Raw genomic sequence first — 15,261 nt, forward strand, 5'->3', positions numbered from 1 at the left:
AGGCTGCTCCTACCGGGTTCGCATAGGGCAGTGTTGAAGCGACCGCGGTTCACTCACGGCTCAATGCGGCATGCAGTTTCAGTTCTTCATCGATAAAGGCCGCAATCATCGCCCGGTAAACCCGTTCCACCACGTCGGGCGACGCCCCGGTATCGCTGGCAATTGCACGCACCTTGGCAATCACCTGCTCGACCCGCGCCGGTGCGCGCACATCGTCGGTGGTCTTCTTGAAGGTGGCTGCCTGGGCGACCAGTTGGCCGCGTTGGGCGAGCAGCGCGACCAGGTTCTGGTCGATGTGGTCGATGCGCGAGCGAACGTCCTCGATCGATGTGCAACGTACGTCCATGTAGGGGGCTCCATGTTGATGGGCAAGCAAGTCGACCGACATTAGCACAGGCGCAGCTCAATGCCCCACCAGCTCACCCAGCAACCGCTGTTTGTACGCGTGCAGCACCGCACTGTCGCGCTCACGCGGGTGCGGCAGGTCGATGTGCAGGTCCTCGCGGATTCTGCCTGGGTGGGCATCCATCACGATCACCCGGTCACCCAGGTACAGCGCCTCCTCGATGTCATGGGTGACCATGATCACGGTGCACCGCTCCTGCACCCAGATGCGCTGCAGCTCTTGCTGCAGCCTCACCCGGGTCAGGGCATCGAGGGCGCCGAGCGGCTCGTCGAGCAGCAGCACCTTGGGTTTGTTCACCAGCGCCCGGGCAATGGCCGCGCGCTGGGCCATGCCGCCGGAGAGCTGGTGCGGGTAGGCGTGTTCGTAACCGCTCAGGCCCACCAGCTCGATGTGCTCAGCCACCAGGCGGTCTTTGTGCGTGGCTGGCATGGTGTGGTTCTTGAGGGCCAGGGCGATGTTCTGCTGCAAGGTCATCCATGGGAACAGGCGGTGGTCCTGGAACACGATGCCGCGTTCCAGGCCCGGCCCGCGCACGGGTTGCTGGTCGAGCAGGATCTGCCCGTGATAGTCCTGGTCGAGGCCGACGATCAGCCGCAGCAGCGTGGACTTGCCACAGCCGCTGGCGCCGACAATGCTGACGAATTCGCCAGGTTGGATGTTCAGCTCGATGTCCTTGAGCACTTGCATCGGCTTGCCCTTGAGGGCGTAGGCCTTGCTCAGGCCACGAAGGGTCAGTGCGCCGTGGGTGGCGGTGGTGGGTAGAGCGTGGGCGATGGCGTTCATGGTCGGGCCTTTCAACGGGTCGGGCGCCAGCGCAGCAGGCGGCGGGAGAGGAGGGTGCAGAGCCAGGACATCAGGTAGCCGCACAGGCCGATGCACAGCACGCAGACCACGATGATCTCCATGCGCGCGCCGGCCTCGGCGGTCATCATCAGGCTGCCAAGGCCGGCACCGGAAGACAGGAACAGCTCGCTGCCGACCGAGGTTACCCAGGCGAATGCCAGTGCCTGCAGCACGCCAGCGGCGATGCCCGGCAAGGCGGCAGGCAGCAGGATCAGGCGCAGTTGCTGGGTGCGGCTGAGCATCAACACGCGGGCGGCCTCACGGTGCTGGCCCTCGACCTGGCGCAGGCTTTCGAAGGTGTTGAGCACCATGGGGTACAAAGCCGCCAGGCTGACGATCAGCAGCTTGGCGCTTTCGCCGTTGCCAAGCCACAGGGCGATCAACGGGATCCAGCCCAGCATCGGCACCTGGCGCAGGGCATGGAACAGCGGCGCGATCAGGCGGTTGGCAGGGGCGGACAGGGCCATCAGCGCGCCCAGCCCGATACCACCGACAATGCCTACCGCCAGGCCGGTGCAGGTACGCACCAGGCTTGCCCACAGGTTGATCAGCAGCTCGCCGCTGCCCAGCAGTTCGACCCATGCCGACCCCACCTGCGCCAGTGGCACGAAGGCGTAGGCGCCGGCGGCGTCCTGGCGCGAGGCGTATTCCCAGGCGCCGAGCAGCAGCAGCGGCAGCACCAGGCCACGGATATTGTGTAGTTTCATCACGGCCTCCTCAGCGGCTTTGCCAGCCAGACAAGCGCCGCTCCACGCGGCGCAGGGCAAAATCCAGGGTGAAGCCGATCACACCGGTGATCACCACCCCGACCATCACGACATCGATGCGCAGCATCTGCCGGCCCATTTCGATCATCTGCCCCAGCCCGCTGTCGGCGGCCAGCAGTTCGCAGGCCACCAGCACCACCCAGGCGCGGGTCAACGCCACGCGCACGCCGGTGACGATTGCGGGCACGGCAGCGGGCAGGGCAATACGGCCGACCAACGTTGTCCAATGCAGGCGGTACACCGCTGCGACCTCGAAGTGACTGCGCGGGATGGCGCGCACCCCTTCACAGGTGGCCAAGGCCACGGGGAAGAACGCGGTCTTGGCGACGATGACGATCTTGAAGGTTTCATCGACGCCAAACAGCAGCACGAACATCGGGATCAAGGCGATGCTGGGCACCTGGCGAAGCGTGTGAAACAGCGGTGCGCAGTAGGCCTCCACGGTGTTTGACAAGGCCAGCGCCGTGCCGAATGCCAGGCCGCCGAGCGCGCCGCCGACGAAGCCCAGGGCCAGGCGCGAAAGGCTGCCGGAAAGGTGTTCCTGCAGCTCGCCGGTGGCCAGCAGGTCGGTGAAGCTGTGCCAGACCTCCAGCGGTGGTACTAGCAGGTTGGCAGGGAACAGCCCAGCGTTGGCCAGCACGGCCCAGAGTGCGAACAGGGCTGCAGGTGAGATCAACCAGGAGAGGGGCGAGAGCAAGCGCATGGCGGGCCTTGGGGGAGCAGACGATAGAAAGGGCTATCGCAAGAGCTGTGCCAGGCGCTGAAGGCCCGGAAATACGGGGGATGAGAATGTGGTGGTGCTGGAGCAGCACAGGGCTGCTGCTCCAGCAGCAGGTCGTCAGCACTACGTGTGCTGGCTTGCCCGCGAAGAAGCCAGCGCGGTCGCAGATCAGAAATCGTAACTGACGCTGGTGTAGTAGAACGCCCCCTGCGCCCCCTCGGGGCTGGTGATGGAATACTTCGGCACCCCATACAGCTGCGCGCCTTCGAGCTTGTCTGGGTGGCTGTCGAACAGGTTGATCGCGCCCGCCGACAAGGTCAGGCCCAGGTCGAAGCGGTACGACACATCCAGGTCGGTCACCCACTGCGCAGCAAACGTCTGGTCCAGCGCCGGGTTGGCGGCGTTGCGGCTCTGCCATTCGCCATAACGGCGCTGGGCCACGGTGACGCTCCAGCCGTCATACAGCCAGTTGGCGCTCAGGGTCAGTTTGTCCTTGGGCGTACCGTCCTCGATCAGGCCTTGGGTGTTGCGGCCGATGATCTGGTTGCCGGGGATACTGCCCACGTCGTCCAGCCCGGTGATACGGGTGTTGTTGCGCGCATAGCCGCCGTTGAAGTCCAGCCGGCCCCAGCCGCCCAGCTCGAGCTGGTAGTGGCCGGCCAGCTCGAAGCCATCGGTGCGGGTGTCGGCGATGTTGGTGTAGAACGCCGCACTCTGGATATTGGCGTAGGGCGTGCCGGCGAAAATCGGCGTGACCACTGACGACGGCAACTGGTCGGACAAGGTGATGCGGTTGTCGATGTCGATGCGGTAGGCATCCAGCGTCACCGAAGCGTTGGACAGCGGGCGCCAGACCAGGCCCACGGAGAAGTTGGTCGACTCTTCGGGCTTGAGCGACTTGCCACCCAGCAGCGCCGCTTCCGGGCTGTCGGCACGCAGGGTGCGCTGTTGCACCTCGACCCAGTTGCCACTGCCCGGCGGTTGCTCCACCACCTGCACGCTGAACGAGGACAACCCGCTCTGCACCAGTGAAGGCGCGCGGTAGCCGGTGCTGGCGCTGGCCCGGGCGGCGATTTCGGGGGTGAAGTCATAGCGCAGCGACAGTTTGCCGTTGGTAGTGTCGCCAAAGTCCGAGTAGTGCTCGCTACGCACCGCCACGCCGGCCTGGAATTTCTCGGTGAGTTGGGCTTCGACATCCAAGTAGGCGCCGATCACCCGGCGGTCGAGCGACACCGCATCGACCTGGGTGATGCCCGAGTAATAACCGGGAATACGCCGGCCAGAAACCGGGTCGACGGTGTTGAACAGCGGCCCGTTGGACCAGCCGGCGGCGTCACCCTCCGTCAGGTCGAAGTTCTCCTGGCGCCAGGCCAGCCCTGCCGAAACGGTCAGTGGCTTGAACAGCCAGTCGTTGGCGAAGTCGCGTGTCCAGTCCAGGGTCAGGTTGGTCTGGTCGGCTTCGCGCCGGCCGGTGTAAATGGTCGAGGGGCTGGCAGTGCCCCAGCTGGGGTTGATGGCGTCGCGGTCGGTGGAGTCGACGCGGTTGTTGCCGTAGTTCAGCGCCAGGTCGAAATTGCCCAGTGTTTCATTCTCCAGGCGCAGGCCACTGGTGACGGCGAAGTCTTCCAGGCCATAGCGGGTGACTGGCAAGCGGCCGTCGGGGTAGCGCGCCAGCGCCACGCTGCCGTAGTTGTTGCGCAGGGTGGTGGGCGGGTCGAAAAAGTTCTCGGCGTCGGTGTTCTTGTGCGCGTAGGTGGCGAAGCCATAAGCGCTCAGGCCCTCGCTCAGGCCCATCTCGGCGTTGGCGGTGAAGTTGTACTGGTCCGAGACGTTGCCCGAGCCCCAGCGCCAGTTGCGGTAGCGGTTGTTCTGTTCACGTGGGGTGTCGATGCTGGTCGAGCCGGGATAGAACAGGCGGTTGTCGTCGCGCGTGTCGCTGGCCGGGTCCTGGCTGCCTGCGTCGAAGGCCAGGGTAAGGAAGCCGTCGTTGGGCAGGGTAAAGCCTTTCCAGCCGCTGAGCTTGCGTTGCAGGCCATCGCCTTTCTTGTAGCCGCCGAAGCGGTAGCCGGCGTTGCCGCCGTCGTCGCGTTCCTTGAGGACGATGTTGATCACCCCGGCGATGGCGTCCGAACCGTACTGGGCGGCGGCGCCATCGCGCAGGATCTCTACCCGCTCGATGGCCGACAGTGGGATCAGGCTGAGGTCCACCGCCGCCGCGCCACGGGCGTTGACCAAGCCTTGGCGGGTAACGTTGGCGCTGGTGTGGCGGCGCTTGCCGTTGACCAGCACCAGCACCTGGTCGGAAGCCAGGCCGCGCAGCGAGGCGCCCTGGGCGATGGAGCCGGCAAAGGCGCCTTGTGGCGATTGCGGGAAGCTGAACGACGGTGACAAAGCCGTGAGCGCGGCGGACAGGTCGCTGGCGCCGGTTTCCTGCAGTTTTTCGCCACTCAGGACGTCGACGGGCGCAGCGCTTTGCAGGGCGGTGACGTCGCTGCGGTGGGTGCCGACCACGACCACGGTGTCGAGGTTGGTGGCGGGTTCGGCGGCGAATGCGGGCACGGCAAGGCTGCCGATGGCCAGGGCGATGGCGCTGGCCAAGGGGGTGTGGTGGGGCATAGTGGGTTCCTGCTGGAATAGGTGTTGTCAGTGCTGACGTCTTCGCGGGCAAGCCCGCTCCCACAGGAACCCCATTGTGCTCAGGGGAGGTGTTGATCCTGTGGGAGCCGGCTTGCCGGCGATAGGGCCTTGCACGGTGACTTAGAAGCGGCTGGTGACACTCAGCCCGACCGTGCGTGGGTCGCCATAGGTGATCACGTACTGCCCGGCAGTCCCGTTAGGCCGGCCATGCACCTGGTAGCGGCGGTCGGTCAGGTTGTTGACGAAGCCGGTCACGCTCAGCTTGTCGTCGGGGCTGAACCAGGTCAGGCGGCCGTTGGCCAAGGTGTAGTGGGGCTGGCTGAGGGTTTCGTCAGCGCTGCTCTGGCGGTCGGCAAGGAAGTATTCCTTGTCGCGGAAACTCACGTCGCCGCCGGCCACCAGCTTGCCGCCGACCTGCAACGGAAAGGTGTAGTCGGCACCCAGCGACACCACGTTGCGTGGCGAGCGCACGAAGCTGTTGCCGCTGTAGTCGCCGGTCACCGCGCCAGTGGTGGGGTTGGTGTTCTTGAAGTCGGTGTATTCGGTGTCGAGGAACGACACCGCCGCACGCACGTGCAGGCGGTCGGTCGGCTGGCCTTCGATCTCCAGCTCCGCACCTTTGACAGTGCCCTTGGCGCCGTTGGTCAAGGCGGTGGTGAGCACGCCGTTGTTGACCGTCAGCAGGTTCACCTGAATGTCCTTGTAGTCGTAGTAGAAGACGTTGGCGTTAACCGTCAGGCGGCGGTCGAACCACTCGGATTTCAGGCCCAACTCGTAGGCATCCAGCTCTTCCGGGTCCACTGTGGTCAGCTGTGCAAGGCTGGTCGATAGCCCGGTGTTGAAGCCACCAGAGCGGAAGCCATGGGCATAGCGGAAGAACACCCGCAGGTTGTCGTTGATGCGGTACTCGGGGGTCAGGTCGTAAGTCCAGGCTTCCCACGTCTTGTCTTCCTGACGATTGCCGTTGGTGCCCACGCCTGCCAGCGGGATCAGCGGGCCGTTGGCGGTGGCGCGGGTCAACTGGGTCAGGTCCAGGTCGATGTCTTTTTTCTCCTGGGTCCAGCGCAGGCCACCCGTCACGCTGAAGTCATCGGTGAAGTCGTAGGTCAGGTTGCCAAACAGCGCGTAGCTGTCGGTGCGGTGGTCATAGCCCAGGTCGCGGAACGCGGTGGTGCCGACCTGGTTAGAGCCGGTGCCGTTGGGTGTCGGGCCCGGGGTGACGATGCGCTGGGCCGCGCTGTCGAGGTCTTCATGGAAGTAGTGCGCGCCGGCCAGCCAGTGCAGCGGGCGGTCTTCCGGCGATGCCAGGCGCAGCTCCTGCGACCACTGGCGGTAGCTGTTGTCGGTGATCGACGCGCCGTTGACCTCGTACGGGGTGTAGTCGGCGTCGCTGGTCGAGCGGTTGCGGATGTAGTCGTAGGCGCTGATCGAGGTCAGGGTGTAGTCGCCCAAGTACCAGTTGAAGGTCAGCGACGCGCCGTCGTGGTCGAGGCGGTAGTCCTCGTTGACGTTGAGCGAAATGTCGCGGCCATTGGGGCGCTCGTAACCGACGTTGTAGTAGCGCCCCACCGGCAGCGCGCCGTTGCTGCCATCGCCCTTGAACTGGCGGCTGTGCAGCTTCAGCAAGGCGTCCAGGTCGGGGTTGAGCTGGGCGAGGAACTGCAGGCGGATGGCTTTCTTGTTGACGTCGCCATAGGTGTTGCCGTCGAAGTCGTTGTGCTGGAAGCCATCGCGTTCTTCGGAGTACAGCGACACCCGGCCGGCCAGTTTTTCGTCCACCAGCGCGCCGCCGATGGCACCGGTAAGGATCCGTTCGTTCTTGCTGCCGACGCCGACCGTGCCGTAGCCGTCGGTGTCGAAGGTCGGCTTCTTCGAGATCACGTTGACCGCGCCCGCCGTGGTGTTCTTGCCATACAGGGTGCCCTGCGGCCCGCGCAGGATCTCGATGCGTTCGAGGTCGAACAGCGGGCCGCCGCCGGCGATCGGTGCATTGAGGTAGACGTCGTCGGCGTAGATGCCCACTGGGTAGACCGTCGCGGCGCCGGTGTCACCGGTGCCCAGGCCACGGATGTACCAGCGCGGCCGGCCATCGCCGTCGGGGTTCTTGGCCGAGGCGTTAGGCACGAAGGTGGTGATGTCGCCCATCGAGCGCACGCCGTCGGCAGTGATGCTGGTGCCCTTGATCGCCGACACGGCGACCGGGACTTCCTGCAGGGTTTGCTCGCGGTGCTGGGCCGTGACGGTGACGGTTTCCAGGGCGGGCTCGGTCTTGGCGTCTTCGCTGGCGGCGATGGCCTGGCCGCCGGTGCCGGCCAGCAGCAGCGCGAGGCTGATCTGGCGGGCCAGTGGGTGGAGCTGGTGCATGGTGAATCTCCCCGTATGTAAAGCGTTGTTGGGGAGAGCTAGAGCAGGGACTGTGCCATGTTTGTAAGATGTTGAATTATATGAATTTAATTTGATTTTTAGGGGGCTGTTGCCGGTAGGGCAGCAGTGGGGTGCTTGGCGGGTGCTGCTGGGGCAGCAGTGTTTGGTTGAGCGTGTTGGGGCCGCGTTGCGGCCCTATCGCCGGCAAGCCGGCTCCCACAGATACGTCGCAGGCCAGGAAGCTGCGGTGAACCTGTGGGAGCGGGCTTGTCCCGCGAAGGGGGCGCATAGCGCCCCCGGGGTCAGACAGCCAAACGCGAAGTCGAGCCGATCACACGCTCCAGCACGCTGAAGTCGATCCACTCCCGCACATCGAACCGGCGCGGTATGAACCCCCACCTGAACAGGAACTCGGTAAAGTCCTGCAGCGCATCGATCGAGCGGCTGTCCAGGGTCGTGCGTAAGCGCCGGTGGGCATCGTCGCCATAAGCCGCGGCCACCCAGTACTCGCTGGTGTTCAGCTCACGGGCAAGGAAGCGCCGGGTCTCTTCCGGGTTGGCCCACGCCCACTGCTCGGTGCGCAACACCGTGTCGACCAGTGTACGGCTGGCATCGAAGTGCTCTTCCAGCAAATGCCGGTCCACGGTCAAGGTGCGCGGTGTGCCGTTGTTGCTGCGGATCAGCGGGTCGGGGTGGCTGCCGGTATCGACGACTACACGCAGGCCAAACTCGTGGGCCAGGTGTACCGCATGGGCGCCCTTGAGGAAGATCGCGTCGATGTCGCCGCGCAGCAGGCCGATCAGTTCGTTGTTGCGCCGGCTGAAACGGCTGGTGTCCAGGCTCACTTCGGCGCCATACAGGTGCTGCTTGGCGTCGTCGCTGTAGGTACCGCCGTAGGGGTAGTCGACCAGTTCGACATCCGCCACGCTCAAGCCTTCGAGCTTCAGCGCGTTTTCCAGCCCGCGCAGGGCCTGGGCGCGGGTGAAGTCGATCTGCACGTTGGCCCACTTGGGCAAGCCGAAGCGGCGGTTTTTCAGGTCGCGGATACTGCGCACACCGCTTTCTTCGGTGGTCAGGATCAGTTGCACTTCATCGCTCCACGACAACCCCAGCACGCGGGTCTCGACACCACTGGCGTAGGCCCAGATTGCCGGGATGTTGCCGCCGTGGCGCACTGAGTTCTGCAGGTGGTGGTCGTAGTGGGCTTCGCGCACTTCCCGTTCGCTGGATTCGCGCAACGACTGGATGTTGGTGCCGAACGGCGCAAAGGCCTCGGCCAGGCGCCCGGATTGCACGGCAATGCCGAGGCCGGTGGGCACGGGGCTGTGGGTGTACCAGAGCGTTTCCAATGGCTTGGTCATGGGGTAACGGGCTTCCTGTCCAGGGGAGTGGGGGCCAGCAAGTGGTCCAGGGGTTGGCGGGCGATCCAGTCACCTACCTCGAACCGGTTGGGGATGAAGCGCCAGCGTTTGAGAAATTCGACAAAATCCTGCAGGGCGTCGATGGCCTGGTCATCCAGGCGGGTGCTCAGGCGCAGGTGGGCATCGGCGCCGTATGCGACCGTGACCCAGTATTCGCTGCTGTTGGTTTCACGGGCCAGGTAGCGGCGGGTTTCGTCCGGGTGCTGGTGGGCCCAGCGTTCGGCGCGCAGTACGGACGACAGCAGGGTGCGCACCACCTGCGGGTGTTGCGCCAACAGGTGGCTGTCCACGGCGAGGGTGCGCGGCGTGCCGTTGTTGCTGCGGATCAGCGGGTCGGGGTGGCTGCCGGTGTCTATGACGGTGTGCAGGGCAAAGGCGTGGGCCAGTTGCACGGCGCTCGCGCCCTTGAGAAAGATCGCATCGACCTCGCCGCGCAACAGCCCGGCCAACTCCAGGTTGCGGCCTTCGCTTTGCGTGCTGGACACCGGTGTACCCGCCACATTGCGCACTGGGCGGTCGCTGAAGGTGCCGTCGTAGCGGTAGTTGACCAGCGCTAAGTCACCCACTTGCAGGCCTTCGAGTTTCAGGGCGTTTTCCAGCCCGCGCAGGGCTTGCGCGCGGGTGAAGTCGATCTGCGCCGAGGCCCAGTCGGGTAGGCCGAAGCGCCGGCCCTTGAGGTCCTTGACCGTGTGGATGCCGCTGTCCGGGCGGGTCAGGATCAACTGCGCTTCATCTGCCCAAGACAGGCCGATCACACGGGTTTCGCGGCCTTGCGCGCGGGCCCAGATGGCCGGGATGCTGCCGCCGTGGCGGACCGAGTTGAGCAGGCTGTGGTCAAAATGCGATTCGCGCACGGCCTGCTGGTCGGCTTCGCGCAGGGATTGTACCTGGGTGCCAAGGCTGGCCAGGTCATCCTGCAGCCAGCCTTGCTGCACGGCGATGCCCAGGCCAGTGGGGACTGGACAGCGGGTGTACCAAAGGGTGTCGAGGGGTGTGCTCATGTTCGGGCTCCGTCGGGTTCAGGCTCTGGCCTTCAAGGGGCTGGTGGCGGCAGCCTGTTGCACCAGGGGCAGCACTTCCTGGCCGATGCGCAAGGCTTCTTCCAGGTGCGGGTTGCTGGCCAGAATGAACGTGCTGAAACCCGCATCATGGTATTCGGCCAGGCGCTCGGCGATGTTCTGGTGGCTGCCCACCAAGCCCACGGTCGGGCCGGGCTTGGCCTTGGCGAAGCCGGCCCACAGGTTGCGCGCCAGGATCAGTTCGTCGAAGCCTTGCAAGCCCTGGTGATAGGCTGCCTGGCGAGCGCCGCCGACCGAGTCGGAGCCGGTCACGAAGCCCTTGGCCGAGGCGCTGGCCTTGCCTTCCAGGCGCTCGAACTGCTGGCGCAATTCCCGCCAGGCCTGCTCCTCGGTCTCACGGGCGAACAGGTCGACGCGCAGGCCGAAGCGCACGGTGCGCCCTTGTTTGTCGGCCAGTTCCCTGACCCGCTCGATGTGCGGTTTGAGCGTGTCGATCGGCTCGGCCCAGTTGAGGTACACATCGGCGTGGCGCGCCGCCACGTCCAGCGCTGCATCGGAAAACCCGGAGAAGTACACGCCCGGTTTGCGCTCGTGTTGCAGGCCGGGGGGCAGGCTGCCGTTTTCCAGGCGATAGATGTCGCCGTCGTAGGAAAATTTGTCCTGCGCCCACAGGCCCTGGATCACGTCGAGGAACTCACCGGTGCGCTTGTAGCGCAGGTCATGTTCGAGGAAGTCGCCGTTGGCCCGCTGGCTGGCCGGGTTGCCGCCGGTGATGATGTTCCAGTCCAGCCTGCCGCCGCTGAGGTTCTGCAGGATCGCGGCTTGCTGGGCGGCATAGGCGGGCAAGGTCCAGGTGGCCTGGAACGCGATCAGAAAGCGTATGCGGCGGGTTTCGCGGGCCAGCGCTGCGGCAGCGATCCACGGCTCGGGGCCGGTGGGCAGCAAGGCACCCTCGAAACCTGCCAGCTCGGCGGCCTTGGCCACCTGGGCGATGTAGTCGATGTAGGTAAAGCCGTCGCTTTCGCCGTTGGGCAGGCGACCGGGGGCGATGTTGCCGGGGCGGTGCTGCGGGTTGCCACGGTTATGGCGGTCGGTGGACAACTGCGGGCCATCGGTGCCCAAGGGCAGGCGCCAGAAAAATTCGGTGGTCATGGGGGCTCCTGAAGGGGAGGTTGTGCGGATGGGGAGGGTGGTGCAACGGCTGTGCCATGCGTGGCGTTGGGCTTGTGCGGCGGGGGCTTGCGGTGCAGGAGAGGGGCGGGGTGCTGCTGTGGCAGCAACCGGGAAGCAGTGGATGCTGGGAGAGCAGCATGGGCAGGCCTGGCCCTTTCGCGGGCAAGCCCGCTCCCTCAGGGTCGGCACTGGGCTCCGACCCGTGGCAGCGGGCTTGCCGGCGAAGAGGCCGCTGAATCAGGCCGGGGTAACTTCTACCGGAACCTCCCCGGCACTGCGCAGGTAGGCCTCATACAACGCCGCATAAGCCCCACCCCGGTCAATCAGCTCGGCATGCGCCCCTTGCTCCACCACCTGCCCATGGCGGACCACGGCGATGCGGTCGGCATCGCGGATGGTCGCCAGGCGGTGGGCGATGATGATCGCCGTGCGCCCTTGGCACAGCCGCCGCAAGGCCTGCTGGATACGCCGCTCGGTGTGCACATCCACCGCCGAGGTGGCCTCGTCGAGCACCAGTACCGCCGGGTCGGCCAGGTAGGCGCGCACCAAGCACACCAGTTGCCGTTGGCCATGGCTCAGGTGCGCGCCCAGAGGCCCGACTTCGGTATGGTAGCGCTGCGGCAGGCGCTCGAGCACTTCGTCTGCCCCCAGTTCGCGGGCGGCTGCCACCAGGCGTGTATCGTCGGCACCAGGTGCCGCCAGGCGCAGGTTGTCGAGGATGCTACCGCTGAACAGCACGTTGTCCTGCAGCACCACGCCAACGTTGCGCCGCAGGTCATGCTGGGCCAGTTCGCGCAAGTCGATGCCGTCCAGTTTCACGGCGCCGCGTTGCACTTCGTAGAAACGCGTCAGCAACTGCACCAAGGTACTTTTGCCATGCCCGGACGGGCCGACGATGGCCAACACTTCACCGGCGCGGATGTGCAGGTCGAGGCCATCGATCACCGGGCGCGGGCCGTTCGGGATGTAGGCGAAGCCCACCTGCTCGAAGTCCACCTGGCCGCGTGCCCTGGCCAGCGGGCGGGGTGATTGCGGGTCGAGTACCTGTGGGCGGGTGTCGAGCAGCAGGAAGATCCGCTGCGCCGACGCACTGCCTGTGGCATAGCGCTCGAACAGGTCCGACAGCTCTTGCAGTGGCCCCAGGAACAGGAACACGTAGAACAGGCTCTCGGCCACCTGGCCGACAGTGACCTTGCCTTCGGCCAGGCCGTGGGCGCCTACCAGCAGCAATACGGCCATGCCTGCCGTGCTCAACAGTGCCGTGAACGGCGCGAACCAGCCGGCACGTAGGCTGCCGCGGATCAGGGCTTGGTTGAAATCTTCCAGCAGGCGCCGGTAGCGCGCCTGGTTTTTTTGCTCCTGGCCACATTGCTGAATCAAGCGCACGCCGCTGACGCTCTCGACCAGGTGCGCGGTGAAGCGGCTGCGCTGTTCGGCGACCTTGGCCCAGTTGCGTTGCGACACCCGCTTGAAGCGCCAGGTGGCCAACGCCAGCAGTGGCACCGTGGCGGCCAGGCTGTAGAAGAAGCTCGGCTCGATGCGCCACAGCATCACCGCCGCCAGGCCGCAGCGCAGCAGGGCGCCGAGCAGCTCTGGCGGGCCTTGCACCAACAACGGTTCGAGCGCATCGACATCACGGTCAACGCGAGAAATGATGCGCCCGGCGCGGGTCTGGTCGAAGTAGCTCACCGACAGCGCCTGCACGTGGGCAAACACCTTCACCCGCAGGTCGTTGAGCACGCGGATCGCCGCCCGCCCGGCAATGAACTGCGACACGCCTGCCAGCAGGAAACGCCCCAGCCAGCTGGCCGCCAGGCCCAGGCCCAGCCACAGCACCAGGCGTTCGTCCAGCAACCAGTGATCGGCGCTGGCCACCAACCCCTTGTCGAGCAGCTCGCGAACGAACCAGGGCCGCAGGAACACGGTGAACACCAGCAGCAGTTCGATGCCGATCACCGCCAGGATCTGCCGGCGAATGGGCCGCAGCAGCGGCAACAGGCGGTGGAACATGCCACGGTCCAGGGCCTGGCGCGCCAGGTGCTGCTCGATCTCGATATCGCTGGGGGCCTTGTTGGGTGCATTACTCATGGTCGATCCCCAGCAGGTCGCAGTAGTGGGCATTGTTCGCGCTCAGCTCGGCATGGGTGCCACTGGCGCTGATGCGGCCGTTTTCCAGCATCAGTACCCGGTCGGCCAACAGCAGGGTCGAAAGGCGGCTTGTGATCAGCAGCAAAGTCGGCCCCTGGCCCGTGTCGCCGCGCAGGCGGCGGATGTTATGCAGCACCTGGCGCTCACCCAGGGCATCCAGGGCGCTGGTGGCGTCGTCCAGGCACAGGATGTCCGGCGCGCCGAGCAGTGCGCGGGCCAGGCACAGGCGCTGGCGCTGGCCGCCGGAGAGGGTCACGCCACGGTCGCCCAGTGGCGTGTCGAGGCCATGGGGCAAACGTTCGAGTACATCCTCTGCCGCCGCCAGGCGCAGCCCTTCGCGCAATTCAGCGGCGCTGGCATTGGCTGCCGCCAGGCGCAGGTTGGCCGCCAGGCTGTCAGAGAACAGGAAGCTTTCTTGCGGCAACACCTGGACGCGTCGGCGCAGGTCGGCCAGGTCGAGCGCCCGCACATCCTGCCAGCCCACGGCGTCACTGCCGACCAGCACGGCGCCGCCTTGCACGTCGGCCAGGCGCGGCAGCAGGCTGGCCAGCAGGCTCTTGCCGGTGCCCGTGGCGCCGACCAGTGCCACCACCTCGCCGGGCTGCAGGGTCAGCGAGCAGTCCTGCAAAATGGCGCGCTCGCCCGTGGGGGCGCTGACGCGCACCTGGGCCAGTTTCAGGCCCAATGGCCCAGGGGGCAGGGTGGCCTGGCCGCCAAGGATCGCCGGTTGCTCGTCCAGCAGTTGCCAGATGCGCTCCGCACTGGCGCGGGCATCGGCGAAGGTCTGCATAACCCGGCCGATGCCTTCGATACGGAACACCAGCGTGGTGGCCACCAGCAGCGAAGTGACCAGCTCGCCGATGCCCAGCGCGCCCGCCGCCACGCGGTGGGCACCGTACACCAGGATCCACACATGCCCCAGCGCCACCACCGCCTGTGGCAGCGGGATGCGTGAGCTGGCATAGGCCAGGGCCGCGCGCGCGTGACCGGTGAACACGCCAACCTGGTGGGCAAACCGCTCGATGCGCTGGCCCTCCAGGCCGAACGCCTTGATCACGCGCACGCCACCGATGCCTTCTGCCAGGTCCTGGCTGACCTGGTCGTAGGCAGCGCCCACGGCGCGATCGAGCGTGACCAGGCGATCGGTCTGCACGACGAACAGCCACAGCCCGGCCCCGGTCAGCAGCAGCGGCACCAGGCCGAGCAGTGGGTCATACCAGCTCAGCAGCCCCACGGCGGCCATCACCACCAAGGGCGTTTCGATGATCTGTCGCCAGAAGGTGATCAGTGCATCGCGCACCTTGTCGGCGTCGCGGGTGGTGCGGGTGACCAGTTCACCCATGCCGTGGCGCCAGTGGTAGCCCAGGTGCAGGCGCTGGACCTGCGTGAGGATGCGCTCGCGCAGGCGCGTCAGCAGCGCCTGGCTGAGCACCAGCGACAGCACTGCGGCGGCGTATTGCAGCACGCCACGGCCCAGGGCGATGGCCAGCAGCAGCCACAGCCAGTGCCAGGCCACGGCGGCATCCAGGCTGCCTTCGGGCAGGCGTACCACAGCGCGGCCAGCGCTGACATCGTCGACCGCGTGGCCAATCAGCCATTGCTGCCAGACCAGGCCAAGGTTGCCGGCGATGTACAAGGCGGTCACGAGGGCGAAGCGCCAGGGCATTTCACGGTAGATGGCCAGGGCGCGAAGAAGAGGGTGGTTCATGGAGAGGCTCGGTACTGGGGCTGCTACGCAGCCCATCGCAGGCAACCCAGCTCC

General features: G+C 66.2%; 11 protein-coding genes. All 11 read right to left on the bottom strand.

Annotation, left to right across the window (positions count from 1 at the left end; genetic code table 11):
• Positions 1–49: 49 nt before the first annotated feature.
• Positions 50–346 carry a chorismate mutase gene (locus MFF34_RS07800; protein ID WP_027593770.1) on the bottom strand — a complete coding sequence of 99 codons (297 nt, stop codon included), beginning with the start codon at positions 344–346 and terminating at the stop codon, positions 50–52.
• A gap of 57 nt (positions 347–403) precedes the next feature.
• Positions 404–1,189 carry an ABC transporter ATP-binding protein gene (locus MFF34_RS07805; protein ID WP_238212069.1) on the bottom strand — a complete coding sequence of 262 codons (786 nt, stop codon included), beginning with the start codon at positions 1,187–1,189 and terminating at the stop codon, positions 404–406.
• Positions 1,190–1,200: 11 nt separating this feature from the next.
• Entirely contained in the window at positions 1,201–1,956 is a 756-nt protein-coding gene (locus MFF34_RS07810; RefSeq protein ID WP_238212071.1) for an ABC transporter permease, read from the bottom strand.
• A gap of 10 nt (positions 1,957–1,966) precedes the next feature.
• A complete protein-coding gene (locus tag MFF34_RS07815; RefSeq protein WP_238212074.1) occupies positions 1,967–2,719 on the bottom strand; it encodes an ABC transporter permease in 753 nt (250 codons plus the stop codon).
• A 186-nt stretch (positions 2,720–2,905) separates the two neighbouring features.
• Positions 2,906–5,353: a TonB-dependent siderophore receptor gene (locus tag MFF34_RS07820; RefSeq protein WP_238212076.1), complete on the bottom strand. Its 2,448-nt coding sequence runs from the start codon at positions 5,351–5,353 to the stop codon at positions 2,906–2,908.
• A 141-nt stretch (positions 5,354–5,494) separates the two neighbouring features.
• Positions 5,495–7,738, bottom strand: a complete 2,244-nt coding sequence (locus MFF34_RS07825; RefSeq protein ID WP_238212078.1) for a TonB-dependent receptor — start codon at positions 7,736–7,738, stop codon at positions 5,495–5,497.
• 302 nt (positions 7,739–8,040) lie between these two features.
• Positions 8,041–9,099, bottom strand: coding sequence for an ABC transporter substrate-binding protein (locus tag MFF34_RS07830; protein WP_027593764.1), 1,059 nt, complete (start codon positions 9,097–9,099; stop codon positions 8,041–8,043).
• Entirely contained in the window at positions 9,096–10,160 is a 1,065-nt protein-coding gene (locus tag MFF34_RS07835) for an ABC transporter substrate-binding protein (RefSeq protein WP_238212080.1), read from the bottom strand. The genes MFF34_RS07830 and MFF34_RS07835 overlap by 4 nt, the downstream gene beginning before the upstream one ends.
• Positions 10,161–10,178: 18 nt before the next feature.
• Entirely contained in the window at positions 10,179–11,330 is a 1,152-nt protein-coding gene (locus tag MFF34_RS07840) for an LLM class flavin-dependent oxidoreductase (protein WP_238212082.1), read from the bottom strand.
• A 258-nt stretch (positions 11,331–11,588) separates the two neighbouring features.
• The gene (locus MFF34_RS07845; protein WP_238212084.1) at positions 11,589–13,439 is read right to left on the bottom strand and encodes an ABC transporter ATP-binding protein; all 1,851 of its coding nucleotides are present in this window, start codon (positions 13,437–13,439) and stop codon (positions 11,589–11,591) included.
• Entirely contained in the window at positions 13,432–15,207 is a 1,776-nt protein-coding gene (locus tag MFF34_RS07850) for an ABC transporter ATP-binding protein (protein WP_238212086.1), read from the bottom strand. Before MFF34_RS07850 ends, MFF34_RS07845 begins: the two co-directional genes overlap by 8 nt.
• Positions 15,208–15,261 lie beyond the last annotated feature (54 nt).

Origin of the sequence: Pseudomonas sp. PAGU 2196, assembly GCF_022179005.1 — a bacterium.
GTDB lineage: Bacteria > Pseudomonadota > Gammaproteobacteria > Pseudomonadales > Pseudomonadaceae > Aquipseudomonas > Aquipseudomonas kermanshahensis.

Bases quoted from the DNA above. Each gene is read 5' to 3' on its own strand.
- MFF34_RS07805 (WP_238212069.1), bottom strand. From the start codon at position 1,189: ATGAACGCCATCGCCCACGCTCTACCCACCACCGCCACCCACGGCGCA.
- MFF34_RS07800 (WP_027593770.1), bottom strand. From the start codon at position 346: ATGGACGTACGTTGCACATCGATCGAGGACGTTCGCTCGCGCATCGAC.
- MFF34_RS07845 (WP_238212084.1), bottom strand. From the start codon at position 13,439: ATGAGTAATGCACCCAACAAGGCCCCCAGCGATATCGAGATCGAGCAG.
- MFF34_RS07830 (WP_027593764.1), bottom strand. From the start codon at position 9,099: ATGACCAAGCCATTGGAAACGCTCTGGTACACCCACAGCCCCGTGCCC.
- MFF34_RS07850 (WP_238212086.1), bottom strand. From the start codon at position 15,207: ATGAACCACCCTCTTCTTCGCGCCCTGGCCATCTACCGTGAAATGCCC.
- MFF34_RS07835 (WP_238212080.1), bottom strand. From the start codon at position 10,160: ATGAGCACACCCCTCGACACCCTTTGGTACACCCGCTGTCCAGTCCCC.
- MFF34_RS07820 (WP_238212076.1), bottom strand. From the start codon at position 5,353: ATGCCCCACCACACCCCCTTGGCCAGCGCCATCGCCCTGGCCATCGGC.
- MFF34_RS07815 (WP_238212074.1), bottom strand. From the start codon at position 2,719: ATGCGCTTGCTCTCGCCCCTCTCCTGGTTGATCTCACCTGCAGCCCTG.
- MFF34_RS07810 (WP_238212071.1), bottom strand. From the start codon at position 1,956: ATGAAACTACACAATATCCGTGGCCTGGTGCTGCCGCTGCTGCTGCTC.
- MFF34_RS07825 (WP_238212078.1), bottom strand. From the start codon at position 7,738: ATGCACCAGCTCCACCCACTGGCCCGCCAGATCAGCCTCGCGCTGCTG.
- MFF34_RS07840 (WP_238212082.1), bottom strand. From the start codon at position 11,330: ATGACCACCGAATTTTTCTGGCGCCTGCCCTTGGGCACCGATGGCCCG.